This window comes from Arthrobacter sp. Y3225209, from assembly GCF_059090685.1.
Map to the genome: position 1 here is coordinate 73,232 of NZ_JBNHFW010000002.1, position 24,121 is coordinate 97,352.

Genomic DNA, 24,121 nt, shown 5'->3' on the forward strand with positions numbered 1-24,121 from the left:
ACCGGCGTCGGACCCGCTCAGGCGTAGGGTTCGACGTCGGCCGCTGCCTCACCGGGCAGTCCCGCCGGCTCATCGGAGCGGACCAGCACCACCCCTGCCACAATCAGGGCTCCGCCCGCCAGCTGCACCGGACGGGGCAGCTCCGCAAGCAGCAGCCACGCCCACAGAACCGCGAAGAGGACTTCCGTCAGCGAGACAAAGGACGCCACGCGTGAGCCCAGGGCGCGGGCAGCGATGATCCCGGTGACGTAGGCCAGAACGGTGGAGAACAGCACCAGGCCGGCCACCGGCACCCACCACGGGGTCCGCCAGCCGCCAAGATCCACATCGGCGGCGCTAAACCCCAGCGGCAGAATGCCGGTGAGGCCCAGAACCGCCATTGTTGCTCCGCCAACCAGCATGCCTCCGGTGGCCAGCACCAGCGGCGGCAGGGAATCATTCTGTTTGGCGGTAATAAAGAAGTACATGGCCAGGCACACGGCTGCCGCCAGGCCCCACAGCACGCCGATCGGATCAATCCGGGTGCTGCCGCCAAGGTCAAGCACCAGGACCAGCCCGGCAATTGCCGCCAAAGTCCCCAGCACGGTCCGCAGGCCGGGCCGCCGCCGGGTGGCTGCCCAGATCCAGAGCACCATCAGCACGGGGGCCAGGAACTCCAGCAACAGCGCCACTCCCACGGAAAGACGCTCCACTGCGTTGAAGTAGAAGAACTGGCATCCGGCCACGCCGATAAACCCGAAGAGTGCGATGGTGCGCCAGTTGTCCCGCACCTGGTGCCAGCGGCCCCGAAGCGCGATGGCGGCGGGAACCGCGAGGACCAGCGCTGCGCCAAGCATCCGAACCGCCACGGCTCCGGTGCTGGTCCATCCGGTCTCCAGCAGCGACTTGGCAAATGAACCGGAGAGGCCGAACACTGCCGAGGACGCGAGCGCCACCAGGATCCCCCCGGCCCCTGCCTGTGCCGCGCCGGAACCGGCCCCTGTGTGCCCTCGTCCCACGTTTCTCCTTGGGTCCGGGGCAGCGTGCGCGCCGTGGCTGGCATTGTCAATGTGACGCTACCCGGGCCGTGCGGCGGGATCAATATGTGCCCCCCGGCTCTGCCCGTCCACCCTTGCTATCTCCTCCCGGGGCCGCTATTCTCTCGAGTGCCTCCCCGTGTGATCTATGTCATTAACATTTTTGGGCGTGGGAACCGCGGCGGGCAGGAGTTATTCGGTACTATCAGTGGCGTTTTTTTAATCAGTTCACTGAGTAAAACCCGGCTACGGGCAGTTTCCGCATCACTCGCAGTAAACATTTGCAGTTCACAGTCTTGTCCCCTCCGCACTTCCAGCACCGCATTAGCGCCCGCATGGAAAGCCGGAGGCCAACGTCTATGGGGGAAAATTTCATGCAGGAAAGTCCACGCCCGCTCTACGCACGGGCAGGTGCCCTTGGCGCCGCCGCCCTTCTGGCGGTGAGCGGCGCCTTTATCGCCGGACCGGCGATGGCAACCACGGGGGAAACCCCGCAGCCGGCCGCCACGGAGGCACCGGCCGTTCCGGCTGTTGAAGGCACCGAAGCGCCTGTCGAGGACGGTGCGGCAACACTGGCCCCCGGCCTGAGCGAAGCGCTCCAGCGCGATCTGGGAATGACGGTCGAGGAGTTCCTGGCGGCCGGCGAGCGCGGCAAGAAGGCCTCGGACGCACTTGACCGGCTCAAGGCCACCGATGGCTTTGTCAGCATCGAACTGGTCGACGACGCCCTGGTAATCACCGGCAGCGGCGAGGACCTGCAGGCTCTGGCCACCGAACTGGATGCCACCGTGGTGGATCCCGCCCCGGCAACCGAAGCACCGGCTGAAGAAGCGCCGGCCGAGGAAGCACCGGTTGAGGAAGCGCCGGCACCGGAGCAGACCGAAGCTCCGGCACCCGCTGAGAACACCACTGAAGCTCCCGAGGAGGAAGCCGCTTCACCCCTGAAGCGCGCCTCCGACCTGCGAAGCCTCCTGCAGGATTACGCTGACGCCACCGGTGCCGCTGACAAGCTGCAGTCCGTGACCGGGAACGCCGGCAGCGGCTTCGTGCTGACCGTCGGTGAGCCGGCTACGGAGCTCGGCGGAGCCCAGGCCCGTGCCATGGCCGCACCCATGACGGCAGAGGAATTCGCCGCGACCTACGAAAACGTCACCGTCACCGACCCGCAGGGTCTGCCGGAGAACTTCGCGGAGACCGATATCCCGAACGGTCTCGGCTACCTCTTCGAAAGCGGCGACGGCCTGGCGTCAGCCTGCTCCATCGGCTTCAACGGATTTAATGCCGCCGGCGACGACGCCGTCATCAGCGCCGGTCACTGTGCAGAGGGAGCGGCCGGCCCGCTCACCATCCTTGAACACAACACTCAACTGCAGCTGGGCATGTTCGGCACGTACTCCTTCGACGGCACCGAAGCTAACCCGGGCACGGACATTTCCGTGATCGACAGCATCAACCCCGACCTGACCCTGCTGCCGGAAACCCTGCAGTGGGCGAACGCCGAGGACCTGGAAGCAACCACAGTCCAGATCACCGGCTCCACCACCCCTGTGGCAGGTGCGCCGATCTGCAAGTCCGGCCGGACCTCCTTCTGGACCTGCGGAACCATCCTCAGCGCCGATGCCCTCTTCAACGCCGAAGGCACCTGGACTGAAGGTTTCCAGGCTGAGCTGGACGCCGCTCCCGGCGACTCCGGCGGCAGCATGATCTCCGGCAGCCTGGCCGTCGGCCTCATCAGCGCCGGCGTCCCCGGATCCGGCAAGGTCTACGGCGTGGACCTGGCCCGCTCCATGGCTGCCATTCCCGGCTACTCCGTGGCGATCCACTTGGCCGCTCCGGCACTGACCAGCCCGGCGGACGGCGGCACGGTGGAAACCGATGCGCCCATCACCGGAACGGCTCCGGCCGGCAGCACCGTACAGCTCTCGCTCAACGGCGAAGAGTCCGAGGTACTGGCAGGTCCCGACGGGACCTGGTCCACCACGGCTCCTACACTGGTTCCCGAGGGCGCGAAGCTGGAAATCACGGCTCAGGCCGTGAACGGTTTCAACAAGTCGACCGTCAGCGAGTTCGAGCTGACCGTCAAGGAAGCGCCGCTTCCCGTTCCGGTGTTCACCACTCCCGCCACGGTCCTGAACTCCCTCAGCAGCATTGAAGGCACCGGCGTAGCCGGGGCCACGGTGTCGGTGTCCATCCCGGATGACCAGGTGGAGAACTTCGCCACCCGCACCGTAGAGGTTGATGAGGAAGGCAACTGGGCGTACACCCTCGAAGAGCCGCTGAGCTACGGCGTCTACGAAGTCACTGCCCGCCAGGGCGGCATTGAAGGCAAGGAAGATTCCGCTGCCGCCGAGCTGAACCTGACGGTTGCTCCGGAAGCACCGGTCATCACCAACCCGGCCGACGGCTCGGAGTTCACGCAGAGCGAGCTCCCCGACAACATCACCGGAACGGCCAAGCCCGGCGCCCTGGTGCTGGTCAGCTTCGACGGCCAGCCGGCCGTGGAACTGCAGGCTGACGACAACGGCAACTGGTCCGCTCCCATGGGCGACCTGGCGGTCAGCAGCCACGGTGTGGAGGTCACGCAGGTGTACCAGGGCGCTCCCTCGGCAGCTGCCTTCGTCTCCTTCATTGTCAACGCGGATCCGGCGCCTGTCGCACCGGTCGCACCGGCAGGAAACCCGGGAACGGGCGGACTGCCTGACACCGGTGCTTCCAACATCGCACTGCTGGCCGGAGGCGGAGCTACCCTGCTCGCCGCCGGTGCTGCTGCAGTGCTCTACACCAAGCGCCGCCGGGTACTTGCTGACGCGTAAGTGCACTAGCGAATAGTGGAACGGGTCCCGGCCAGCGGCCGGGGCCCGTTCCGGTTTAGGCTACAGTCACGCCGAGGAGGGAACCATGGAACCGAACACCCGTCAGCTCCACCCGAAAGCACGGCCACTGGCCGCGGCCGTCCTGGTAGCAGCAGTCCTCACCGCACTTGGCGGCTGCGGAACGGATTCCGGTGCGCGCCCCGACAACGCCCCTACGGCCGATCCGTCCGCGGCTTCATCATCCGCTGCGGCGTCCCCCGGTATCGGGGCAACGCCGGCAGACCCTGCCACCGGACCGGAAGGAAACATGGCCACGGACGAATACACCACACAGCTGCTCCTGCTGCATGAGCAGCTCAAAACCCAGCTGGGGCCTGCATACTCGGACGCCTGGGTCGACGGCGGTGTGCTGCACGTAGCGGTCACGGATTCCGCAGCGGAAGCCACCGTCCGCGACGCCGGTGCCGTTCCGGTGCTGGTGGGCTTCAACAGCACCGAGCTGCAGCAAGCCAAGGCACAGGTCCGGACCTGGCTGGCCCAACAGCCGCTGCCGGCTTTGGAGGTGCATTCCATCGCAGCCAGCGGCCGTGACGGTGCGGTGATTGTCGAAGTACCGGCGGATCAGGTCGCTGCCCTCCAGTCGGCGGCCGCTGATCAGGCGCCAGCCGGAGAGATTCCGGTAATTGTGAAGGAATCCCCCGGGATGGCAACCCCCTACTCCACGAAGTAGGGACAACCTCCTCAGAACCGCAAGCGGGCCCCGTGAATGGCCTAGGGTTGGTGCGTCGAGAAGACGGCACCCACCTCCTTTCGCCCAGGGACATTCACCATGGAGCAAAAGATCCTCTCCGTCGTCAGCCCCCGAACGGCCTGGATTGTCCTTGCCTGCTGCGTGGCTTTCTGGCTGGCCTCAGCCGCCGACCTTTTGGAGGCGCCGCTGGGCACCCCGCCGACCATGACGTTCCTCTGGCTCTACGCCAACCTGATGCTCGCTCTGGCCAGCACTCTGGTTCCCGTCGGAGCGGTGGCGGTCCTGGTGCTGCACCGGAGGGCTGCGGCCGGAAACCAGCCGGCTGTAGATATCCCGGCTGACGAGGATGCTGAGCCGTCAGATTCAGCGGACGCCCCCTCCGCAGTGCAAGCGGCCGTCCTGCCCGCTGGAGAGCACACCCCGTCAGCGCCTTTTCGCCTCGCCTCCCGCCTCAGGGACAGGGCCCAGCGCCGCTGAACCGGGCGCGACGCCCTCGGGGGCTCCATCGGCTGCCGGCTGATGGCTCCCGTTCGGATCCGGCTCCCAGCGCAGCAGGTCTCCGGGTTGGCACTCCAGCACTTCACACAGCGCAGCCAAGGTGGTGAACCGTACTGCCTTCGCGCGACCGTTTTTGAGCACTGCCAGGTTCGCAGGGGTAATGCCGATGCGCTCCGCCAGCATCCCTACGGGCATTTTCCGTTTTGCCAGCATCACGTCGATGTCCACGGTGATCGGCATCAGATCACTCCGCCGAGTTCGTTGCGCAGCTGGTACGCTTCCGCTGCAGTGGCGACGGCGGAGGCCAACAGCGCCCGCATCACCAGGACCAGCAGCGCGCCGGCGGCGACCGTCATACCCATGCCGCCGATGAGCAGGACAACGCCGGGTGCCACGCTTTCGCCCGGGGCCAGCACGGCTCCGAGCGCGAACAGCAGCAGGGCAGCCGCCGACAGTGCTCCGATCACGATGTCCACGTAGCGGAAGGCTCCGGAGGAGAACACGGTTCCCCGCCGGACCATGGTCAACAGGCGCCAGACACAGAAGAGGCAGACCTGGAAGGCGAGGATACCGAGCACCACTATGGCAAGCACCGGCACCCGGACGGCTTCCGCACCAGCCTCGGCCAGGTCGATGGCGAACAACGGCACCAGGACCGCTTGGACAAACAGGGTGCCCAGGAGCACCAGGACCAGCACTATCCGTAACGCCAGAACGGCTGCATTTCCCATGGCACACTCCCTGAGGGACCTCGACCCCCACCTGCTTCTATCGACGGACAGTCAATACTTATCGACAATCGAGAGGCCTTGCAAGGGGTTCCCGAAACCAGGAGCAGAACTTCCCACGCACTGTGACTGCTGTTTCAGAAGGGACCACACTGGCAACACAGGTATCAAAGCGTGGGAAACTCCCGCCCGCAGGTTCCCCTAGGGTGCCGAATCCACCACCGAGGTGGTGACGGCGGTCCAGCTGACGGCTGACCCGCCGGGATGCTGCCCTGGTCCTCGAGCAGGATTTCCCGTTCGCCAATCAGTTGGCCGGCGGAAGGGTCCCTGATCAGCTCCTTCCGGGCCTTGTACCCGGGGGTCTCCATCCCCAAGGAGATGCCTGTCCGGCCATCCAGGGTAGCTTCCCGATCCATCACGGTGACCGTGTGCAGCGACCAGCACATTAAACGACGACGGCGCCGCCCGGACTCGCAGGGAGTCCGGCGCGGCGCCGTCGGGCGGTTTTTCCGAAGACTAGAGCTTGGAGGCAACCAGGCCGGTGAGGTCCACCAGGCGGTTGGAGTAGCCCCACTCGTTGTCGTACCAGGCAACAACCTTGACCTCGTTGCCCATCACGCGGGTCAGGCCGGAGTCGAAGATGCTCGAGGCCGGATCGCCCACGATGTCGGAGGAAACAATCGGATCCTCGGTGTAGGTGAGGATGCCTTCCCAGCGGGGATCCTGTGCAGCCTTGGCGTAGGCGGCGTTGATCTCCTCAACCGTGGCTTCCTTTTCCAGCGTGACCGTCAGGTCGGTGACGGAACCGGTGGGCACGGGAACGCGGATGGCGAAGCCGTCCAGCTTGCCCTTCAGCTCCGGGAGCACCAGGCCGATGGCCTTGGCGGCACCGGTGGAGGTGGGCACCATGTTCAGGGCTGCGGCGCGGGCGCGGCGCAGGTCCTTGTGCGGGCCGTCCTGCAGGTTCTGGTCTGCGGTGTAGGCGTGCACGGTGGTCATCAGGCCCTTTTCGATGCCGAAGGCGTCATTCAGGACCTTGGCCAGCGGGCCCAGGCAGTTGGTGGTGCAGGACGCGTTGGAGATGATGTCGTGCTTCTCGGCGTCGTAGTCGCCGTCGTTCACGCCCATGACCACGGTGAATGCGTCACCCTTGGCCGGTGCGGAGACCAGGACCTTCTTGGCGCCGGCGGTGATGTGCTTGCGGGCATCCTCGGCGTTGGTGAAGAAGCCGGTGGATTCAATCACGATGTCCACGTTCAGGTCAGCCCACGGCAGGTTGGCGGGATCCCGCTCTGCAAAAACCTTGACGGTGTGCTCACCGATGACCAGGTTGCCGTCTTCCACGGTGACCTTCTCCGCCAGGCGTCCGGCAACGGAGTCGTATTTGAGCAGGTGGGCCAGCTGCGCGGGATCGGCGAGGTCGTTGATGGCAACTACCTCAAAGCCTTCACCGTGCTGCAGGGCCGCCCGCAGGTAATTGCGGCCAATCCGACCAAAACCATTGATTCCGACGCGTACCGTCACTGCGGCCTCCTAGAAGCTAGAGTAAATTTAGAGACTAAATTTAATGTCTTCTACAATTATGCTGTTATTGCCGCCACACGTCAAAGGCCACTTCCATGGACGCCTCCGCAAACACCCCGCAGCTGCTGCGCCGAACCAATCTGCGCGCCGTGCTCGAGGTACTGCGCTCCGTCCCGTCCGTCACCGGCACGGACCTGATTAATGCCACCGGACTGACCCGCGCAACGGTCATTGCGGTCTGCGATGACCTGATTGCCCGCGGCTGGGCCCGCGAAACCCCCTCCCTGCGCACTGACCGGCAAAAGGGGCGGCCCGCCCGGCGGTTTGAGTTCAACGAAAGTGCCGGGTACGTCCTCGGTCTCGACGTCGGCATTGCCACCGTCCGTGTGCTGGCCGCCGATCTCTCCGGCGCCGTCGTCGGCGGATCCGAGGCACGGTTCCCGCGCCACGGGGGACAGCCGGAGGAGCGCCGGGACGTGGTTACGGCCGCCGTCGACGCCGCACTTGCCGACGCCGGGATTGAGGCTTCGGCGGTCCTCTGCACCGGAATGGGGATCGCCGCGCAGGTTACGGGAAACGGCGACCTCGCCCCGGGGCAGGAAGTGGCACCCATGTTCGATCTGGGGCTGAGCCGGGAATTCGGCGACACGAGGGGGTGGCCCCTGCTGGTGGAAAACGATGCCAAGCTCGCCGCCCTGGCAGAACGCTGGCGCGGAGTGGGTGCCGGGGAGGAGAACCTTGCCGTGATCCTGGCCGGCGAGCGCCTCGGCAGCGGCATCATTGAGTCCGGCCGGCTGCTGCATGGCGCCTCGGGGGGCACCGGCGGCATGGGCGCCCTGCAGCTGGTGGAGGGCGTGGGCAACGAGGACGGCATAGCCAAGCTGGCCCGGCTGTGGGGCAGCGCCGCCCTCAGGGACGGGCACAACGGCAGAATCCGGGAGCTTGTGGGACCGGATACCAACCGGGCCTCGGCACGCCTGGTATTCGAAGCAGCAGCCGCCGGAGATCCGGTGGCCGTGGAGATCCTGAACCGCATCGCGGCCCGCATGGCCCGGGTGCTGGCGCTGGTGTCCTCCTTCTTCGATCCGCGGCTGATTGTCATCGGCGGTGCCGTTGCGGCGTCGGCCACGGCCCTGCTGCCGGCCATGACGCGGGAACTTGCACACTATGTGGCGGAGCCGCCGCGGCTGGCTGTCTCGGACCTGGGCAAAATGCTGGTCCCCACGGGCGCGGTCCGCCTGGCCCTGGATTACGTGGAGACCCACCTGCTGGACCTGGTCCCCGAGCCAAAACGCTAACGAGGCTGCACCGCCGGCGTTGAACCGGAAGGGCGGCTGCTGACAGGAAAGGGCCGGGCGCGTATGCGCCCGGCCCTTTCACCTCCGGTTCCGGTGCGGAGTCCGCTCCGGGGCCGGTTAAGGCCCTGCAGGATTATCCGTCGGTTTCGCCGTCGGCGGCGTCGTCCCCATCCCGGGGACCGTCGTGCCGTTCAGCGTGATGATCCCCGCGTCCGCGGTCCTCCCGTTCGGGCCGACCTTCACGTCCGTCGCGGTCCTGGTCGTCACCGTCCTGGTCCTGGCCGCCTTGGTTCGGGCCGTCCTGGTTCGGGTCGTCCTGGTTCTGGCCGTCCTGGTTCTGGCCGTCCTGGCTCTCATCACCTGGACCCTCGCCTTTGTGCCCCGGGCCCTTATGCTCCCGGGCCTCCCGGCCATCCTGATCCTGATCCTGATCCTGGTCCTGCAGCTCCCTGCCGTCCCGGTCTTCGGCGTCCCGGGTGTTTTCCTGTTGCGTCGTGGAACCTGCCTGCTCCAAAGCATCGTCCCCGCCAACGGCGGTACCGGCGAAAAAGCTGCCAACCAGCAGTCCGGCCCCGGCAAGGGCACCGGCGGTCCAGATCACGACCCGCTTGGCCTTGCTACCCAAAGCCATGGGTGTCTTCACCTCCATCAAGTGGTTTGCTGATAATTCAATCCTGACGCCGGATTCTTCGAGATTTCTTAGAAGTTATGCCTGGGAGCCAGGCGCGGACAGCGGCAGCCGGACCCTCAGGGATGTCCCGGCCCCCGGGCTTGATTCGGCCCGGATGGACCCGCCGAACCGGGCCGCGATTTCCGCCGCCAATGCCAGGCCCAGACCGTAATGCCGCTGGGGGCCGGCTCCCTCCGCCGGGTCCACCGGACTGGCTGCGCGGACGGATGAGAACCGCTCGAACAGGCGTCCTTCAAGTTCCGGCGGCAGGCCGGGTCCGTCGTCGGCCACCGTCAGCACCGCCTCCCGGCCGACCGGCTCCACGGTCAGCCGCACCGCCGATCCGGCGTAATCCACCGCGTTAGCCAGCAGGGAGGTCACCAGCCGCTGGAACGCCGCCCGCACACCGCGGACGGCCACCGGACCCTGAGGTGCCCGCACCTCCAGCTGAAGACCGCGCTCCCCCGCCATCGATTCGAAACTATCCGCAACGTCGCGGACGACGGCGGTCAGATCCACGGGTTCCACGGTTTCATTCCTGCGCGGGTCAGCGGAGACCAGCAGGTCCTCCAGGATGCCGGTCAGCACGCCGGCGTCGGAGACGATTTCCGCCAGCCCGTCCTGCAGCCACTTTTCCGGCTCCGGGCCTGTCCCGGTCCCGGCCCCGACTCCGGCACCCGAACCTCCCCCACTGCTCCCGCGGTCCAGACGCCGGCGCAGCAACTGTGCGCGGGTGCTAAGCAGGGTCAGCGGGGTACGCAGTTCATGACTCGCATCGGCAACGAAACGCCGCTGCAGCGCCAGCGCCCGCGCGAGAGGCCTGATGGCCGCACGTGCCGCCAGCACGGAGAAGGCCGCAGCGATCACCGCCGCGCCCAGGATGGTTCCCACCAGCACCAGCACCAGCCGCTGCAGTTCATTGCGGGATTCGCGGGTATCCACTGCCGCCTGAACCACGTCATTGCCCCGGCGGACGGTGAGCACCTGGTACGTTGCACCGCCCACCGAGACCGTCTCCTCACGGCTTCCGCCGCCGGCGGAAACCTCGGCGAGGGCGTCTTCAACCGGCAGCCCGGCGGGCATGTCACGCGAAACCGCCAGCCTGCCCCGGTCATAAACGGCCAGGAAAACATCAAGCGGAGCGTCCCGGGCATTCGAGAGGTCGACGGCGTTCTCCAGCGTTTCGCGCGCGGCGGCGGTGGATCCCGCGGCAGCGAGCGAATACACCAGCACCCCCACAAGGGAAAGGAGGACCACGATGAAGGCGGTGAATTGAAGGGAAAGCCGGATGGTCGCCCTCTGCAGTTCGGAGCTGTCCCGCCGGCTCATGGGCTCCTGCCCAGCCGGTAGCCCACCCCGCGCACCGTCATCACCACGGGGCGGCCGAGTTTCCGGCGCAGATAATGCACATAGGTGTCCACCACGCCGTCGTCGTCCGCGTCCGGGAACACCAGGTCCTGGAGCTCCATGCGGGGGTAGATCCGGCCCGGATGCCGGGCCAGGACCTCCAGTAGTTCCGCCTCGCGTTCGGACAGCTGGACGGCCTTGCCGGTATCCGCGGACACCGTCCTGGCTTCCGGGTCAAAGGTCCCGCCGGGAACGGGGAGCACCGGAATACGTTCCAGAGTGCGCCGGCGCAGGGCCCGCAGCCGGGCCAGGAGTTCGTCCATGTCGAAGGGTTTGGCCAGATAGTCCTCGGCACCGCGGTCCAGCCCCTCCACCCGGTCCGATGGGTTGCCCAGCGCCGAGAGCACCAGCACGGGGGTCAGCACGCCGCGGCTGCGCAGCCGGGCCATAACGTCGAGGCCCTCGATGGCGGGCAGCCCACGGTCCAGCAGCAGCACGTCGAAGTTCCCGGTGAGTCCCTCATGCAGTGCCCGCTGCCCGTCGTGGGCGAGAGTGACGGCATAGCCTTCGTCTTCCAGGATTTCAGCCAGCATCCCGGCCAGGCGCCGGTCATCCTCCACCACCAGGATCCGGGGTTGGTCCTCCATCCGTGAAGTATAGGACCGCGCGGGCGGGACGCTCCCGGAGGGGAACCGAATCTGAACCCCAAAGGGGAGATTCAGCTCACCGTCATCGCACCTTAGCGCCAGTAGTCATTGGCCGCGGCAATGGTCGCAAATTCGGTGGCCACCACCTGCGAGGCGGCAAGCAGGTCTTCCGGATTGTTCGCGTACGTAGTGCGGATAATCTCCTGGACGTGTTCGTCCGGCTGCATGGCAAAGGACGTCTGCAGCGCCAGGCTGATCGCCAGCCGGCGGCCGTCCTCAGGAGTGGTGCATTTCAGGGAATTGTTGGGAACAAGCTCCATGATGTCCGTCCTATCGACTGCGTCGCGGGCCGGCGCCCGTGCGGGCTGCCAGTTTCATTGTGGGCAGGGCATATTCCCGGCACAACCCCTGAACGCAACCGGAACTACCCGTGACATCTATAACCATTGACTTTGTCAATAGAACGCTGTTTCAATGGTTATAGAAAATGTGAAGTGCATCACGACAGAGGAGTCACGGTGAATCTCGGAATCGGTTCCTGGCCGGCACGGCGCGCAAAGGTGCGGCCGGACGATACTGCCATCACCTTCGAGAACCGGGAATGGACCTACGCCGAGGTGGACCGGCGCGTCCTGCGCCTGGCCAACGCCCTCCGCGACGCCGGCATCCGCAGTGGTGACCGGGTGGCCTACGCCGGTTTCAACCATCCTGCACTGCTGGAGACCTTCTTCGCCGCCGGACTCATCGGGGCGGCCTGCGTGCTGGTAAACCCGCGGCTGCGCGCTGCCGAGGTGGACTACATCCTGCACGACTGCGGAGCGCGCGCCGTGGTCTTCACCGAAGAGCAGCGGCCAAATGCCGAACAGCTTTCCACCGGACTCGACGGCGTCCAATGGCTCAGTGTCGACGGCGGCGGACCGGGCACGCTATTTGAGGATTTCCTGGCCGGCGGCAGCACGGCGCCGGTGACCGATGAGGTGGATCTGGAAGACCTCGCGCTGATCATGTACACCTCGGGCACCACCGGGCGGCCCAAGGGTGCAATGCTCTCCCACCGCAACCTCTTCTACCAGTACGTCAACGCCCTGATCGGCCAGGACCTGCGCCAGGATGAGGTCCATCTGGCCGTTGCGCCGCTGTTCCACATCGCCGGGCTGAACATGGTCACCCTTCCCACCTTCACCCTGGGCGGGCGGATCATCATCCACCGGTCCTTCTCGCCGGACACCGTGCTGCGCGAAATCGCCGAATCCGGTGTCACCTCCGCCTTTATGGTTCCCGCCATGCTGGATGCCCTCAGCCAGCATCCCGGATTTGCATCCGCGGACCTGGGCTCCCTCCGCGGGCTGATGGTGGGCGGCTCACCCCTGCCGGAACGCGCCATCCGCACCTGGGCGGAAAAGGATGTGGCCATCATGCAGGGCTTCGGCATGACCGAAACGGCACCCGGCGTGTGCATGCTCGAGTCCCGGGACGGACTTGCCAAGGCGGGCTCGGCCGGGCGGCCGCACTTCTTCACCGAATACCGGCTCGTGGATCTGGACGGCAAGGACGTTCCCCCCGGCGTCGCCGGCGAAGTGGTGATTCAGGGCCCCAATGTGATGTCCGGGTACTGGAACAAGCCCGAGGAATCCGCAAAGGCGCTCGACGGCGGCTGGTACCACTCCGGCGACGTCGCGCTCCGGGACGAGGACGGTTACCTGTACATCAAGGACCGGATCAAGGACATGTACATCTCCGGCGGAGAGAACGTCTACCCCGCCGAAGTGGAAAACGCCCTGTTGAACATTCCGGGCGTGCTCGACGCCGCCGTCATCGGCGTCCCCGACGAAAAGTGGGGAGAGACCGGGCAGGCCTTTATCACCCTCGCCGAAGGGGACCCCCGCGGCGGCGAGGATTTCCGCGCCCTGCTGCGGGAACGCCTGGCAACCTACAAGCTTCCGCGCGATATCCAGGTGGTGCGCGAACTTCCCCGCACCGCCACCGGCAAGATCCAGAAACACATCCTCCGCTCCGGCGCCTAGGCACCGATTCCCATCACCCACCCTCAAGGAACCGCCATGTCCGTAACACCCGACGCCCCCGCGCCATCGGGGCAGCGCACCCAAAGGAATGAAGCCCGACGGGTCATTCTTTCCAGCTACCTTGGCTCCACCATTGAGTTCTACGACTTCCTGCTTTATGCCTCGGCCGCAGCCCTGGTCTTTCCGCACGTCTTCTTCACCGATCTCGATCCATTGGCGGGGGCGATCGCCTCCTACGGCACGTTCGCCGCCGGCTACCTCGCGCGCCCCTTGGGCGGCGCCATCTTTGGACACTTCGGAGACCGGCTGGGCCGGAAGAAGATGCTGATCCTCTCCATGCTGATCATGGGCATTGCCTCAACACTGATCGGCCTGATCCCGGGCGCGGACATTATCGGATCCTGGGGCGCCGTCATCCTGATCCTGCTGCGCGTCTGCCAGGGCATCGCCGTCGGCGGCGAATGGGGCGGGGCCGCACTGATGGCCCTGGAGCACTCCGCAAAGGGCAACCGCGGGTTCGCTGCCTCGTTCACCAACGCGGGCGCTCCCACCGGCGCCGCCCTGGGCACCTTCATTCTGGGGCTTTTCGCCGCCATGCCTGAGGATCAGTTCCTGGCCTGGGGCTGGCGGATACCGTTCCTGCTCTCGGCACTGCTGCTGGGCGTCGGCATCTTCGTGCGCTCCAAGGTCTCGGAAAGCCCCATCTTCAAGGAAGCCGTGGAGCGGGAGGAAGCCAACAAGGCTGCCAACAGGACCAAGCCCAAACTGCCCATCCTGCAGGTCCTCCGCCGCCCAAAGGCACTGATCTTCACCATGCTGGCCGGAGCCTCAGGCTTCGCCCTCCAGGTTTTCCTGGCTACCTTCGCGGTGAGTTACGCAGTGGAAAACGGTGCTGAGCGACAGGCTGTGCTGTATACCTTCGCGATTGCCTCCATCCTCAGCGTGGCCTTCGTAGTGGGCATGGGCAGGCTTTCGGACCGGCTGGGGCGCCGCCCGGTGATGCTGGCCGGCCTGGCGCTGTTCATCGCGCTGATCTTCCCGATGTTCAGCTGGCTCGCCACCGCCAACTCCTGGCTGATTTTCACCACTTTTATGGTGGGCCTGCTCTGCCACGCGGCAATCTACGGCCCGCTGGCCGCGTTCATTTCAGAGCAGTTCGGCACGTCCTCCCGTTACACCGGAGCGTCCCTGGGCTACCAGTTTGCCACTCTGCTCGGAGCCGGATTCACGCCGAGCATCCTGTCCTCCATCTACGCCTCCAGCGACCGGTCCACCGGTCCTGTGGTCTGGTACCTGGCCGGGATGGCACTGGTCAGCGCCATCTTTATCCTGCTGACCCGCGAGTCCAAGGACTACGATCTGGCGACCCACGAGCACTGACGGAACGGCGCGTTGTGGCCGCTTCGGATTCCCGCAGATCCGAAGCGGCCACTGGCGTAAGCGCTAGAAAGCCACCCGCTGCAGCAGCCGGGACAGTTCCTGCCGCTCCGCCGCGGAGAGCGCTGCCAGGGAGGATTCAGTGGCTCCTGCCACCAGTTTTCGCGCCTGTGCGTAGAGCTCCCGGCCCCCTCCGGTGGGCATGATGACCTTGGAACGGCGGTCCCTCGGGTCCGTCCGGCGCTCGACGGCGCCGCGCTGTTCCAGTTCATCCACGATGGCCACAATCTGGCTGGGGTCCAGCACCAGGAACTGGCTCAGCTCCCGCTGCGTGGGCGCTCCGCCGCTGCAGGCCAGCGAGAGTACCGAATAGTGCCGCACTTTCAGCCCCAGCTCGGCAAGGCTCCGGTTAGCCTGCGCGGATCCGATCGAGGCCGCGCGGGCCATCAGGAACACCGGTTCCGCACCGAGGTCGGATTCCGTGAAACGCACGGCGGGGCCATCAGGGGTGGTGGTCATGGGGAGGTGTCCTTCGGCGGAGTTGGATATGGGCCCACAGCAGCTGTCGCCCCCAGTATAGGTGAGAAACATAACCGTTGACATTTTCAACGATATGGCGTGGAATAGGAGCACGTCGCCGCCAACGTGGCCGGAGTCACAACAGGCCCCGGCCCAGCAGAAGGAGCAACACATGAGCAACGAATCCGCAGGTGCACTGGCCGGCAAGGTCGCCGTCGTCACCGGATCCGGACAGGGCCTCGGTCTGGCCTACGCACAGGAACTGGCCCGCCACGGGGCGGCCGTAGTGATCAACGACGTTGTGCAGGAGACCGCCGAACGTGCCGTTGAGGCCATCACCGCCGCCGGCGGCCGGGCGGTTGCCGTGGTGGCCCCGGTCGGAAGCACTGAAGCTGCCACCGCACTCGTCGAGGGCGCCGTCGCCGCCTTCGGACGCCTCGACATCCTGGTCACCAACGCCGGCGTACTGCGTGATAAGTCGATACTGAAGATGACCGATGAAGACTTCGACCTGGTCATTCAGGTACACCTTCGCGGCACCTTTACCTGCGCCCGGGAGGCATACCGCCACTTCAAGGAAAACAACGTGGCCGGGCGCATCATCACCATCGGCTCCCCCACCGGACAGTACGGCAACTTCGGGCAGACCAATTACGCCGCCGCCAAAGCCGGCATCGTGGGCATGGTCCGCACCTGGGCACTGGAAATGAGGAAGGCCGGCGTCACTGCCAACGCCGTCATTCCGGTAGCAGCTACGGCCATGACCGAAACCGTGCCGTTCTTCCGCAGCGCGGTGGAGGCGGACCGCCGGGGCGAACCCATGCCGGACTTCTTCCGCAAGGACCTCGGTTTCGGCACCGCGAACGACGTCGCCGGCCTAATCGCCTACCTGGCTTCCGACGAAGCCGCGGATATCACCGGCCAGGCCATCGGCGTCGGCGGAGACCGTCTGCAGATTTTCTCCCACCCGCAGCCTGTCGTGACCGAATACCGGGACGGCGGCTGGGATTTCGACAGCCTGCGCGAACAGTTCCCGGCCGTCGCCGAAGGAAACCTGCAGCGCGTGGGCGAGAAACTGCCGCCGCTGCCCGAGGAACTCCAGACCGCACCGCAGGCACGGTAGGAAAAGGGAAAATTCACATGGTTTACGAATACGGGCTGGATCTGGCCACCCTGGATGCGATCGACATGCACGTCCACATCGAGTGTTCCGACCACGGACATGCCTCCCTGCCCCCGGCCCTGACCGAGGCATCGGCCAAGTACTTCAAGTCAGAGGACCGCAGTCCGTCCCTGGACACCATTGCCGAACGCTACCGCGAATGGCGCATGGCCGCCGTCGTGTTCACCGTGGACGCCACCACCGCACTTGGCCACGAGCCGAACCCCATCGAGGAGATCGCCGAGGGGGCAGCCCGCAACAATGACGTGCTTATCCCCTTTGGATCGGTTGATCCGCTGCAGGGTGCCAGGGCCGTGGACCGTGCCCGGATGCTGGTGGAGGACTACGGCGTAAAGGGCTTCAAGTTCCACCCCTCCCTGCAGGGTTTCGACCCGTCGGATCCGCAGTTCTATCCGATCTATGAGGCCATCCAGTCCCTGGGCGTACCTGCCCTCTTCCACACCGGGCAGAACGGCATGGGCGCCGGGCTGCCGGGCGGGTACGGCATTAAGCTCGCCTACTCCAACCCGATGCTGCTCGACGCCGTCGCTGCAGACTTTCCCGAACTCCAGGTGATAATGGCCCACCCCTCCGTCCCATGGCAGGACGAGGCGAACTCCATTGCCACCCACAAGGCCAACGTGTGGATTGATCTGTCCGGGTGGTCCCCTAAATACTTCCCCGAGTCCCTGGTCCGCGCCTCAAACTCGATGCTGCAGGACAAGGTCCTCTTCGGCACGGACTATCCGCTGATCTCCCCGCAGAAGTGGCTCGGGGCCTTTGAACAGCAGAGCTTCAAGGACGAGGTCCGGCCCAAGATCCTCAAGGAGAACGCCATCCGCCTGCTCGGACTGGATGCACTCCCCGGGCCGGCCGTCCCGCAGGACGCACTGGGCACGGCAGGCGGTCCGGTGGCATGACGGCCCTAACCACAGATGAACGGCTATACCCGGACTGCGACCCCCTGAATGTCGAAGGCCGGCTGACCGAGGAGGAAAAGGCCCCGCTGCGCCGCCTGCGCCGGATGCTCGACGAGACGGCACGGCCCCTGCTGGAGGAGTATTGGGAAGCGGGGGAATTTCCCCACCAGCTGGACGGCCCGCTGCGGGATTTGAACCTCATGGCACCGGAGGAGCTCACCGTCGGCGGCGGCGAGCCCCGCGCCCTGTACCACGGCTTCCGGATCTTCGAGCTGGCCCGCACGGATGCTTCACTGGCCACGTACTACACCGCGCAGGCCGGGCTGTTCCGCACCGCCTGCCGGGTGGGGGGAACGGCCGAACAGTTCGCGGCCTGGGATCCCGCCATTACCACCTTCGAGATGACCGGCGTCTTCTGTCTGACCGAGCCGGAGCACGGCTCCGACATTGCCGGCGGCCTGGCGACCTCTGCCCGCCGTGAGGGAGACGAATGGATTCTGGATGGTGCCAAACGCTGGATCGGCGGCGCCTTCAGCGCCGATTACCTGGCCGTCTTTGCCCGGGATACCGCCGACGGCCAGGTCAAAGGCTTCCTCGTGGAGCGCGGGGCCGAGGGAGTACATCTGGAAAAAATCCGCGGAAAGACCTCGCTGCGAATGATGCAAAACGCGCACATCGCCCTCGACGGTGTCCGGGTACCGGAAAGCCTGCGGCTGGGAAACGTCAATTCATTCAAGGACGTTGCCGCCATGCTGCGCGCCATGCGCTCGGACGTCGCGTGGATTGCCACGGGCATCCAGGCGGGAGCGTATGAAGCCGCACTGCGGTACGTGCGCAGCCGCGAACAGTTTGGCCGGTCCCTGGGCAGCTTCCAACTGGTGCAGGAGAAACTGGCCCGCATGCTCGGCAACGTCACCGCGTCACTGAGCCTGGTGGCCGGACTCGCGGAACGGCAGCAGGAGGGGATTTTCCGGGATGAGGATTCAGCCCTGGCCAAGATGTGGATCAGCCTGCACATGCGCGACACCGTGGCGCTGGCCCGCGAAGTGGTCGGCGGCAACGGCATCACGCTCGCTACCGACGTCGCCAGGTTCCACGCCGACGCCGAGGCGGTCTACTCCTACGAGGGAACCCACGAAATCAATGCGCTGGTGGTGGGCCGTTCCATCACCGGCAAAAGCGCCTTCGCCTGACACCCATCAGCACACCCAACAGCAACCAAGGAGATACCCATGACTGCAGCAGCATCCCCGGCCAAGACCGTTGTCGACTTCAGCGAGGTACCCGGCCTCGTAGGCCGGAACCTCGGCTACTCCGAGTACCGGGTCGTCACCCAGGACCAGGTGGACACCTTCGCCGATGCCACGGATGACCACCAGTGGATCCACGTGGACCCCGAACGGGCCAAGGACGGACCCTTTGGCGCACCCATCGCCCACGGCTTCCTCACCCTGTCCCTGCTAATCCCGATGTGGACCGAACTTTTCGATGTCACCGGCGCCGGGACCAAGGTCAATTACGGCCTGGACAAGGTCCGGTTCACTTCACCGGTGAAGGTCGGTTCCCGCATCCGCATGACCGTCACCATCGCGGATGTCCAGGAGGTCAAGGGCAACGGACTGCACGTGGTGGCCGATGCCACCATAGAGATCGAGGGCGAAGAGCGGCCCGCCGTCGTGGCCCGGTTCCTCAGCCGGCTGTACCCCTAACCTCCCGGCTTCCGTTCCGGCGACTGCCGGGACGGAAGCTCTAGTCCCGGCGGCTGCGGGACCGCTCGTAGTTAAGCGCGTGGATGCCCAGCAGGGCGAGGGCGCCTGCCAGGCCGAACGGCAGCAGGTTGGGACCCATCATCTGGAAGTTGACCATCACCATGCTCTTGCGTGTCATGACCTGCGTGTTGACACCGTACAGAGAGTCCATCTGGAGGCTGCCGAAAAACCAGAGCAGCCCAACCCCAAGCATCAGCGCCACCACCGCCCAGGCCCCACAGAGATAAGGGTTGACCCGCCGCGAGTCCGGGGCGCCGGCCGGCAGAAAACCAGGGCTTTCCTCCCCGCTGCCGCGCGGATCCTCTTCCCTGAAGATTTCCCCGGAGACCCGGCCGACCCCGGCCGCTGCCGGCATTGGCCCGGTGCTGTGCCGCCTCAACCCGCGCGCACCGGCATCCGCTGCAGTACCGCCGTCGTCGTCAGCCCACGTCCCGGCTTCGGTGCTGCCGGCCTGCCCCGCCGCCCAGCCGCCGCTGCCGCCCGCCTCGGGACGGGCGTAGAGCCGGTAATCCGCTGCGTGTGTGTCTCGTCGCTTCCCCATGTCCGGAGCCTACTGGAGACCTGGCGTCTGGTCATCCGCCCCGCCGGGAATACCGCGCAGGCGCAGGTTCCGAGACAAGACCCGAATTTCACTAGACACCTGTCCAGTGAAATGGCATGATGTGGATCACATTCATGGACCACACCGCCGTGGTCGGAGCAAAAGGGGTACCCGTGCAACTGCAGGACAAAATCGCCGTCATCACCGGAGCCGGCTCGGGCATGGGGCTCGCGGCAGTGCGGACCTTCGTAGCCGAAGGCGCCACCGTCTACGCCCTCGACATATCCCAGGCCGCCCTGGACCGCGAACTGGCAGACCTGCCCGGGGCCACGGGCATTGCCGTTGACATTGCCGATTCCGCTGCCGTCAACGCCGCGTTCAAACGCGTTGCCGATGAACACGGCCGGCTGGACGTACTGATCAACGCCGCCGGCGTGAACACCCCCCATCGGCTGGCGACGGAATGGCTGGACGGCATCAACCACAGGATGCTGGACGCCATGAAGGCGGGCGAGCCGTTCACCCCCGAATTCATCACCGAAATCCCGGACGAGGACTTTGACCGGGTCATGCGCATCAATGTGTACGGCACGTTCTACTGCCTGCGCGCAGCCGTGCCCCTGCTGAAGGCAGCCGGCGGCGGCGCCGTCGTCAACTTCGCTTCCGTGGCCGGCCTGGTGGGCCTGCCCATGCCCACCTACTACCCCGCGTCCAAGGCCGCCGTCGTCGGCATGACGCGCACCACCGCCGGTGAACTGGCACCGTTCGGGATCCGGGTCAATGCCCTGGCCCCCGCCGGAATCAACACACAGCTGATGACCCAGTCCGGTGAGGACCATGTCCAGGCCCTGCTGGCACTGCAGCCGCTCAAACGTCTGGCCGAACCGGAGGAGATCGCCGGAACCTTGGTCTTCCTGGCCTCCGACGCGGGCGCCCACTACACCGGCCAGGTGCTCTCGCCCTCGGGCGGGGCCCTGATGTCCTGACCCGCCCTCTCCCCGCAGTTCACCGGCGTTTCCCGCCGCAGCGCCCACCCCCGAAAGGCACCATGATCACCAATGTTGAGGGCCTAAACCCCGCAGCCCTGCAAACCCTCGAAGACACCATCGCAACGGATATTGACCGCCGCAGCTACGACGGAGCCAACATCATCGTCGCCCGGAACGGCCGGATCGGACTGCAGGGCAGCTACGGGTTCGCCGACCGGGCCGCCGGCCGGCGCACGGACCGCGGGGATGTTTACCGGATCCTGTCCATGTCCAAGGCCTTCACCAACACCCTGGCCTACCGTGCCCTGGGCGAAGGGAAACTCGCGCTGTCCACCCGCGTAGTGGACCTGATTCCGGAGTTCTTCGGCACCGACCGGTTCCGGGCCGTGCGCAAGGACAAGATCAACCTGGGCCACCTGCTCACGCACCGCTCCGGAATGCCCGCCACCCCCGATCCCGGGCTGCCCGCGGACCGGTTCGGTGTACTGGCTGACGTGATCGAGGCCCTGGGCGGCGTGGACGTAGTGAACGAGCCGGGCAGCAACCTCAACTACGCACCCTCCATCAACCACGCACTGATCGGCGAAATGGTCCGGCGCGCTTATGGCTACGACCATTTCCGGGACCTGGCCCGGGATCTGGTCTTCACTCCGCTGGGCATGGGCGACACAGCCTTCGGGCTGCCCGCCGATCGGGCCGAACGGGCTGTTCCGCTGAAGGTCTATGTTCCCGAAGACGGTTGGCTCTCACCCGAGGACATTGAGTGCCTGAACACCTACATCACCGAAGACGCTGAAATGCCCTGGGTGGGGGCGACCTCCACCGTTGACGATGTGTTCCGCTTCGCCGAAATGTTCCGCAACCAGGGCCGGGCCGACGGGGTCCAGTTGGTGGCCCCGGCGGTGGTGGATGCAGCCACCACCCTGCAGACCGGGGACATGCCCAATGACCTGTATTCGGGGATCGCCGCCATGCGCGGCTGGGAAGCGCCCAACGGCAACTTCGGCCTGGGCTTCTCCCTCTCCGGCACCGGCACCGCGCCCACGTTCTTCGGTCCGTTCACCAGCCCGCGGACGTTCGGCAACTACGGTGCCGGGTCCACGCTGTTCTGGGTGGACCCCGTCCGGGACCTGACCTTCGTATTCCTCTCCTCCGGCGTCATGGACGAGGGCGAGAACGTAGCCCGGTTCCAGAAGCTCTCCACCCTCGCCGTCGCCGCAGCACTCTAAACCCCCTTTCAAGGACGCCCCCCATGACCGCCACCAGTTCCGCCCCCGCCAAATGCCCCGTGGCCCACGGCTTCGATGCCATGGGCGATGCCTACTACCGCGACCCTGCCGCGCACTTCGCCGAAGTGCGCGACGCCACGCCTACGTTCTTTTACCCGCACCTGAATGCCTGGATTGTCACCCGACGCGAAGACGCACTGACCGTGCTCTCGGACTGGCAGAAATTCTCCTCCGCCTCCAACGGCGGCCTGATCAAGGTGCCCGAGGAATACCGGTCCACCATTCCAGCGGAACTGATGTCCCGCATCCTGGTCGGGTCCGATCCGCCCGGGCACACCACGGCGCGCGGCGTGGCCCAGCTCGGCTTCCTGCAGGAACGGATGGACGCCCTGCAGCCGGAAATCGAAGCCCGGGCACACCGCATCATTGACCGGTTCGAGAACAACGGTGCCGGCAACCTGCTGGAGGACTACTGCCTGGAGCTGACCACCCAGACGCTCATGGCGCTGATGGACCTGGACTACGAATACGACCCGATGATGCGCCAGCTGCGCGACGATTTCTTCCAGATCCTGGCCTCCGCGCAGGAGCCCTTCCCGGAGCCCCGGCGCTCCGAGGTATGGAAGCGCTACACCGAGGCCAACCTGGTACTGCGCGGCATCATTGAATCCCGGCGCACCTCAAAGGCGGAGGACCTGATTTCCGTGATGGCCTCGGCCCGCGACGAGAAGGGAAACTATGCCCTCGGTGCGGACCAGATTGCCATCCACCTGACCGAGTTCGCCGCAGCGGGCACCGATACCACCGCCCAGGCCATGGCCAACGCCGTGCTGTTCCTGGACGGCAGCCCCGAGGCCCGCAGTGACGCGCTGGCCGAACCGGAACTCTGGCCGCGGGTCTTCGAGGAAACCGTCCGGCGCCGACCCTCCTCCACCTTCGCGTCCCGGCGCGCGAACATCGACATTGAACTCGGCGGGGCGCAGATCAGGGCCGGGGACATGGTCTGGCTTGCGCTGGCGGCAGTGAACACCGATCCCGACTACGTGGAGCACCCCTTCACCTTCGACATCCACCGCACCGACCCCGCCGACCACCTGGGCTTTTCCACCGGGCGGCACAAGTGCCTGGGCAATCCGCTGGCGCGGGTGCAGGGTGCTGCCGGGCTGAAGGTCCTCTACGAACGGCTGCCGTCCCTGCGCCCGGATGACGCCGAGGCGCTGGACTTCGTCCGGTTCGCGCTGCTGCCCGCCCGCCGCTCGCTGAACGTACACTGGGACGTCGCCGACGTCGCCCGTTCCAAGGAACGCGCCGTGCGCACCTTGAACCTGCGGGTGCTGCAGCGCCGCGAGGAGTCCGACGGCGTGGTCTCACTGCTCCTGGGCCACCCCGACGGCGGGGAGCTGCCCCGCTGGAAGGCCGGGGCGCACATTGACCTGCACCTCCCCGGGGAACCGGAGCAGCTGGTGCGCCAGTACTCGCTGTGTTCGGATCCGGAGGACACCACCGCCTACCGGGTAGGGGTGCTGCGTGCCGACGCCGGCCGCGGCGGCTCGCTGGCGGTGCACCGGACCCTGCGCGAAGGTGCAGCGGTCACCGTGTCCTGGCCGCGGAACAACTTCCGCTTCACCGCCGCCCGGAAGTACCTGTTTATTGCCGGCGGTATCGGCGTCACCCCCATCCTCGCCATGATCCGCGAAGCTGAACGGGCGGGCGCGGACTGGGAGCTGGTCTACGGCGGAAGGACCCGCAGTTCCATGGCCTTCCTGGATGAGCTGGCACCCTACGCGGAGCGGGTGACCCTGGTGCCCCAGGACACCCACGGGCTGATGGACCTGCCGAACCTGCTGCGCGAGCCGCGGGAGGACACCCTGATCTACTGCTGCGGTCCCGAACCGGTGCTCCGTGCCGTGGAAACCCTGTCCGAGCACTGGCCCAAGGGCTCCCTGCGCCTGGAGCGCTTCGCCGCCAAGGAAGTGGAGATCACCGGACCGGAACACGGTTTCGAGGTGGAATTCGCGGCATCCGGAGTCAGCGTGCAGGTGGGCACCGGCGAGAGCATTCTTGACGCTGCGGAGCGTGCCGGGCTGCCGGTCATCTCCTCCTGCAAAACCGGCACCTGCGGCACCTGCGAAACGCGGCTGCTCTCCGGGCGGGCCGAACACCGGGACTCGATCCTCACCGCCGACGAGCAGGACGCCAATGAAACGCTGATGATCTGCGTTTCCCGGGCCGAGCGCGGCTGCCCGCGGCTGGTCCTGGACCGGTAGGCACCCGGCGCTAGCGTGCCGGCGGACCAGCC

Annotated in this window: 23 protein-coding genes; 13 read left to right on the plus strand and 10 right to left on the minus strand. The window is 66.3% G+C overall.

The genetic code is table 11. From position 1 onward, the window contains the following. Positions 1-17: 17 nt before the first annotated feature. Positions 18-998: an EamA family transporter gene (locus AC5RVB_RS01820; RefSeq protein WP_494141801.1), complete on the minus strand. Its 981-nt coding sequence runs from the start codon at positions 996-998 to the stop codon at positions 18-20. A 392-nt stretch (positions 999-1,390) separates the two neighbouring features. On the opposite strand from AC5RVB_RS01820, the gene AC5RVB_RS01825 reads away from it, so the two are divergent. The 3 genes from AC5RVB_RS01825 to AC5RVB_RS01835 all read left to right on the plus strand — a co-directional run bounded on the left by AC5RVB_RS01825 (position 1,391) and on the right by AC5RVB_RS01835 (position 5,057). Further along, positions 1,391-3,829: a trypsin-like serine protease gene (locus AC5RVB_RS01825; RefSeq protein ID WP_494141802.1), complete on the plus strand. Its 2,439-nt coding sequence runs from the start codon at positions 1,391-1,393 to the stop codon at positions 3,827-3,829. 85 nt (positions 3,830-3,914) lie between these two features. Further along, a complete protein-coding gene (locus AC5RVB_RS01830) occupies positions 3,915-4,559 on the plus strand; it encodes a hypothetical protein (protein ID WP_227903032.1) in 645 nt (214 codons plus the stop codon). Positions 4,560-4,658: 99 nt separating this feature from the next. Continuing rightward, entirely contained in the window at positions 4,659-5,057 is a 399-nt protein-coding gene (locus tag AC5RVB_RS01835) for a hypothetical protein (RefSeq protein ID WP_494141803.1), read from the plus strand. Here the strand turns inward: AC5RVB_RS01835 and AC5RVB_RS01840 are convergent. The 3 genes from AC5RVB_RS01840 to gap form a co-directional block, all read right to left on the minus strand. Then, positions 5,004-5,318 carry a helix-turn-helix domain-containing protein gene (locus AC5RVB_RS01840; RefSeq protein ID WP_227903034.1) on the minus strand — a complete coding sequence of 105 codons (315 nt, stop codon included), beginning with the start codon at positions 5,316-5,318 and terminating at the stop codon, positions 5,004-5,006. The genes AC5RVB_RS01835 and AC5RVB_RS01840 overlap by 54 nt on opposite strands. Further along, a complete protein-coding gene (locus AC5RVB_RS01845) occupies positions 5,318-5,809 on the minus strand; it encodes a DUF2975 domain-containing protein (RefSeq protein ID WP_494141804.1) in 492 nt (163 codons plus the stop codon). Before AC5RVB_RS01845 ends, AC5RVB_RS01840 begins: the two co-directional genes overlap by 1 nt. Positions 5,810-6,322: 513 nt before the next feature. Then, positions 6,323-7,330 carry a type I glyceraldehyde-3-phosphate dehydrogenase gene (gene gap, locus AC5RVB_RS01850; protein ID WP_494141805.1) on the minus strand — a complete coding sequence of 336 codons (1,008 nt, stop codon included), beginning with the start codon at positions 7,328-7,330 and terminating at the stop codon, positions 6,323-6,325. A 95-nt stretch (positions 7,331-7,425) separates the two neighbouring features. Between gap and AC5RVB_RS01855 the strand changes: the two genes are divergently transcribed. After that, positions 7,426-8,628 (plus strand): ROK family protein, encoded by a 1,203-nt coding sequence (locus tag AC5RVB_RS01855; RefSeq protein WP_494141806.1) that lies wholly within the window; start codon positions 7,426-7,428, stop codon positions 8,626-8,628. Between the two features lie 133 nt (positions 8,629-8,761). On the opposite strand, the gene AC5RVB_RS01860 is transcribed toward AC5RVB_RS01855, so the two are convergent. The 4 genes from AC5RVB_RS01860 to AC5RVB_RS01875 all read right to left on the minus strand — a co-directional run bounded on the left by AC5RVB_RS01860 (position 8,762) and on the right by AC5RVB_RS01875 (position 11,612). Continuing rightward, the gene (locus AC5RVB_RS01860) at positions 8,762-9,259 is read right to left on the minus strand and encodes a hypothetical protein (protein ID WP_494141807.1); all 498 of its coding nucleotides are present in this window, start codon (positions 9,257-9,259) and stop codon (positions 8,762-8,764) included. A 75-nt stretch (positions 9,260-9,334) separates the two neighbouring features. Next, a complete protein-coding gene (locus AC5RVB_RS01865) occupies positions 9,335-10,627 on the minus strand; it encodes a sensor histidine kinase (protein ID WP_494141808.1) in 1,293 nt (430 codons plus the stop codon). Next, entirely contained in the window at positions 10,624-11,292 is a 669-nt protein-coding gene (locus tag AC5RVB_RS01870) for a response regulator transcription factor (protein WP_290243531.1), read from the minus strand. Before AC5RVB_RS01870 ends, AC5RVB_RS01865 begins: the two co-directional genes overlap by 4 nt. Positions 11,293-11,384: 92 nt before the next feature. Then, positions 11,385-11,612, minus strand: a complete 228-nt coding sequence (locus tag AC5RVB_RS01875) for a hexameric tyrosine-coordinated heme protein (RefSeq protein ID WP_227903041.1) — start codon at positions 11,610-11,612, stop codon at positions 11,385-11,387. Positions 11,613-11,810: 198 nt separating this feature from the next. Between AC5RVB_RS01875 and AC5RVB_RS01880 the strand changes: the two genes are divergently transcribed. Both AC5RVB_RS01880 and AC5RVB_RS01885 read left to right on the plus strand, forming a co-directional pair. Then, positions 11,811-13,316 (plus strand): acyl-CoA synthetase, encoded by a 1,506-nt coding sequence (locus AC5RVB_RS01880; RefSeq protein WP_494141809.1) that lies wholly within the window; start codon positions 11,811-11,813, stop codon positions 13,314-13,316. Between the two features lie 36 nt (positions 13,317-13,352). Further along, positions 13,353-14,696, plus strand: a complete 1,344-nt coding sequence (locus tag AC5RVB_RS01885; RefSeq protein ID WP_227928195.1) for an MFS transporter — start codon at positions 13,353-13,355, stop codon at positions 14,694-14,696. Between the two features lie 63 nt (positions 14,697-14,759). Here AC5RVB_RS01885 and AC5RVB_RS01890 read toward each other — a convergent pair whose 3' ends face one another. Then, the gene (locus tag AC5RVB_RS01890; RefSeq protein WP_227928194.1) at positions 14,760-15,212 is read right to left on the minus strand and encodes a MarR family winged helix-turn-helix transcriptional regulator; all 453 of its coding nucleotides are present in this window, start codon (positions 15,210-15,212) and stop codon (positions 14,760-14,762) included. Between the two features lie 172 nt (positions 15,213-15,384). On the opposite strand from AC5RVB_RS01890, the gene AC5RVB_RS01895 reads away from it, so the two are divergent. From AC5RVB_RS01895 to AC5RVB_RS01910, 4 genes are read left to right on the plus strand one after another with little or no spacing between them, the layout of a single operon-like run. Then, positions 15,385-16,335 carry an SDR family NAD(P)-dependent oxidoreductase gene (locus tag AC5RVB_RS01895; RefSeq protein WP_494141810.1) on the plus strand — a complete coding sequence of 317 codons (951 nt, stop codon included), beginning with the start codon at positions 15,385-15,387 and terminating at the stop codon, positions 16,333-16,335. Between the two features lie 17 nt (positions 16,336-16,352). Then, the gene (locus AC5RVB_RS01900) at positions 16,353-17,294 is read left to right on the plus strand and encodes an amidohydrolase family protein (protein WP_494141811.1); all 942 of its coding nucleotides are present in this window, start codon (positions 16,353-16,355) and stop codon (positions 17,292-17,294) included. After that, the gene (locus tag AC5RVB_RS01905; protein ID WP_494141812.1) at positions 17,291-18,487 is read left to right on the plus strand and encodes an acyl-CoA dehydrogenase family protein; all 1,197 of its coding nucleotides are present in this window, start codon (positions 17,291-17,293) and stop codon (positions 18,485-18,487) included. The genes AC5RVB_RS01900 and AC5RVB_RS01905 overlap by 4 nt, the downstream gene beginning before the upstream one ends. Before the next feature lie 39 nt (positions 18,488-18,526). After that, positions 18,527-19,003 (plus strand): MaoC family dehydratase, encoded by a 477-nt coding sequence (locus AC5RVB_RS01910; RefSeq protein WP_494141813.1) that lies wholly within the window; start codon positions 18,527-18,529, stop codon positions 19,001-19,003. Between the two features lie 40 nt (positions 19,004-19,043). Here the strand turns inward: AC5RVB_RS01910 and AC5RVB_RS01915 are convergent, their stop codons facing one another. Further along, entirely contained in the window at positions 19,044-19,604 is a 561-nt protein-coding gene (locus AC5RVB_RS01915) for a hypothetical protein (protein ID WP_494141814.1), read from the minus strand. A 116-nt stretch (positions 19,605-19,720) separates the two neighbouring features. Here AC5RVB_RS01915 and AC5RVB_RS01920 point away from each other — a divergent pair, with 116 nt between their 5' ends. From AC5RVB_RS01920 to AC5RVB_RS01930, 3 genes are all read left to right on the plus strand, one after another. After that, positions 19,721-20,590, plus strand: a complete 870-nt coding sequence (locus AC5RVB_RS01920; protein ID WP_494141815.1) for an SDR family NAD(P)-dependent oxidoreductase — start codon at positions 19,721-19,723, stop codon at positions 20,588-20,590. Positions 20,591-20,652: 62 nt separating this feature from the next. Next, positions 20,653-21,822, plus strand: coding sequence for a serine hydrolase domain-containing protein (locus AC5RVB_RS01925; RefSeq protein ID WP_290243524.1), 1,170 nt, complete (start codon positions 20,653-20,655; stop codon positions 21,820-21,822). Between the two features lie 23 nt (positions 21,823-21,845). Beyond that, the gene (locus AC5RVB_RS01930) at positions 21,846-24,089 is read left to right on the plus strand and encodes a cytochrome P450 (protein ID WP_494141816.1); all 2,244 of its coding nucleotides are present in this window, start codon (positions 21,846-21,848) and stop codon (positions 24,087-24,089) included. The last annotated feature ends 32 nt before the right edge of the window (positions 24,090-24,121 follow it).

What these genes read in the sequence shown, in the direction of transcription:
- AC5RVB_RS01825 (WP_494141802.1), top strand. Translation starts at nt 1,391, where the DNA reads ATGCAGGAAAGTCCACGCCCGCTCTACGCACGGGCAGGTGCCCTTGGC.
- AC5RVB_RS01830 (WP_227903032.1), top strand. Translation starts at nt 3,915, where the DNA reads ATGGAACCGAACACCCGTCAGCTCCACCCGAAAGCACGGCCACTGGCC.
- AC5RVB_RS01835 (WP_494141803.1), top strand. Translation starts at nt 4,659, where the DNA reads ATGGAGCAAAAGATCCTCTCCGTCGTCAGCCCCCGAACGGCCTGGATT.
- AC5RVB_RS01840 (WP_227903034.1), bottom strand. Translation starts at nt 5,318, where the DNA reads ATGCCGATCACCGTGGACATCGACGTGATGCTGGCAAAACGGAAAATG.
- AC5RVB_RS01845 (WP_494141804.1), bottom strand. Translation starts at nt 5,809, where the DNA reads ATGGGAAATGCAGCCGTTCTGGCGTTACGGATAGTGCTGGTCCTGGTG.
- AC5RVB_RS01855 (WP_494141806.1), top strand. Translation starts at nt 7,426, where the DNA reads ATGGACGCCTCCGCAAACACCCCGCAGCTGCTGCGCCGAACCAATCTG.
- AC5RVB_RS01860 (WP_494141807.1), bottom strand. Translation starts at nt 9,259, where the DNA reads ATGGCTTTGGGTAGCAAGGCCAAGCGGGTCGTGATCTGGACCGCCGGT.
- AC5RVB_RS01865 (WP_494141808.1), bottom strand. Translation starts at nt 10,627, where the DNA reads ATGAGCCGGCGGGACAGCTCCGAACTGCAGAGGGCGACCATCCGGCTT.
- AC5RVB_RS01870 (WP_290243531.1), bottom strand. Translation starts at nt 11,292, where the DNA reads ATGGAGGACCAACCCCGGATCCTGGTGGTGGAGGATGACCGGCGCCTG.
- AC5RVB_RS01875 (WP_227903041.1), bottom strand. Translation starts at nt 11,612, where the DNA reads ATGGAGCTTGTTCCCAACAATTCCCTGAAATGCACCACTCCTGAGGAC.
- AC5RVB_RS01885 (WP_227928195.1), top strand. Translation starts at nt 13,353, where the DNA reads ATGTCCGTAACACCCGACGCCCCCGCGCCATCGGGGCAGCGCACCCAA.
- AC5RVB_RS01890 (WP_227928194.1), bottom strand. Translation starts at nt 15,212, where the DNA reads ATGACCACCACCCCTGATGGCCCCGCCGTGCGTTTCACGGAATCCGAC.
- AC5RVB_RS01895 (WP_494141810.1), top strand. Translation starts at nt 15,385, where the DNA reads ATGAGCAACGAATCCGCAGGTGCACTGGCCGGCAAGGTCGCCGTCGTC.
- AC5RVB_RS01900 (WP_494141811.1), top strand. Translation starts at nt 16,353, where the DNA reads ATGGTTTACGAATACGGGCTGGATCTGGCCACCCTGGATGCGATCGAC.
- AC5RVB_RS01905 (WP_494141812.1), top strand. Translation starts at nt 17,291, where the DNA reads ATGACGGCCCTAACCACAGATGAACGGCTATACCCGGACTGCGACCCC.
- AC5RVB_RS01910 (WP_494141813.1), top strand. Translation starts at nt 18,527, where the DNA reads ATGACTGCAGCAGCATCCCCGGCCAAGACCGTTGTCGACTTCAGCGAG.
- AC5RVB_RS01915 (WP_494141814.1), bottom strand. Translation starts at nt 19,604, where the DNA reads ATGGGGAAGCGACGAGACACACACGCAGCGGATTACCGGCTCTACGCC.
- AC5RVB_RS01920 (WP_494141815.1), top strand. Translation starts at nt 19,721, where the DNA reads ATGATGTGGATCACATTCATGGACCACACCGCCGTGGTCGGAGCAAAA.
- AC5RVB_RS01925 (WP_290243524.1), top strand. Translation starts at nt 20,653, where the DNA reads ATGATCACCAATGTTGAGGGCCTAAACCCCGCAGCCCTGCAAACCCTC.
- AC5RVB_RS01930 (WP_494141816.1), top strand. Translation starts at nt 21,846, where the DNA reads ATGACCGCCACCAGTTCCGCCCCCGCCAAATGCCCCGTGGCCCACGGC.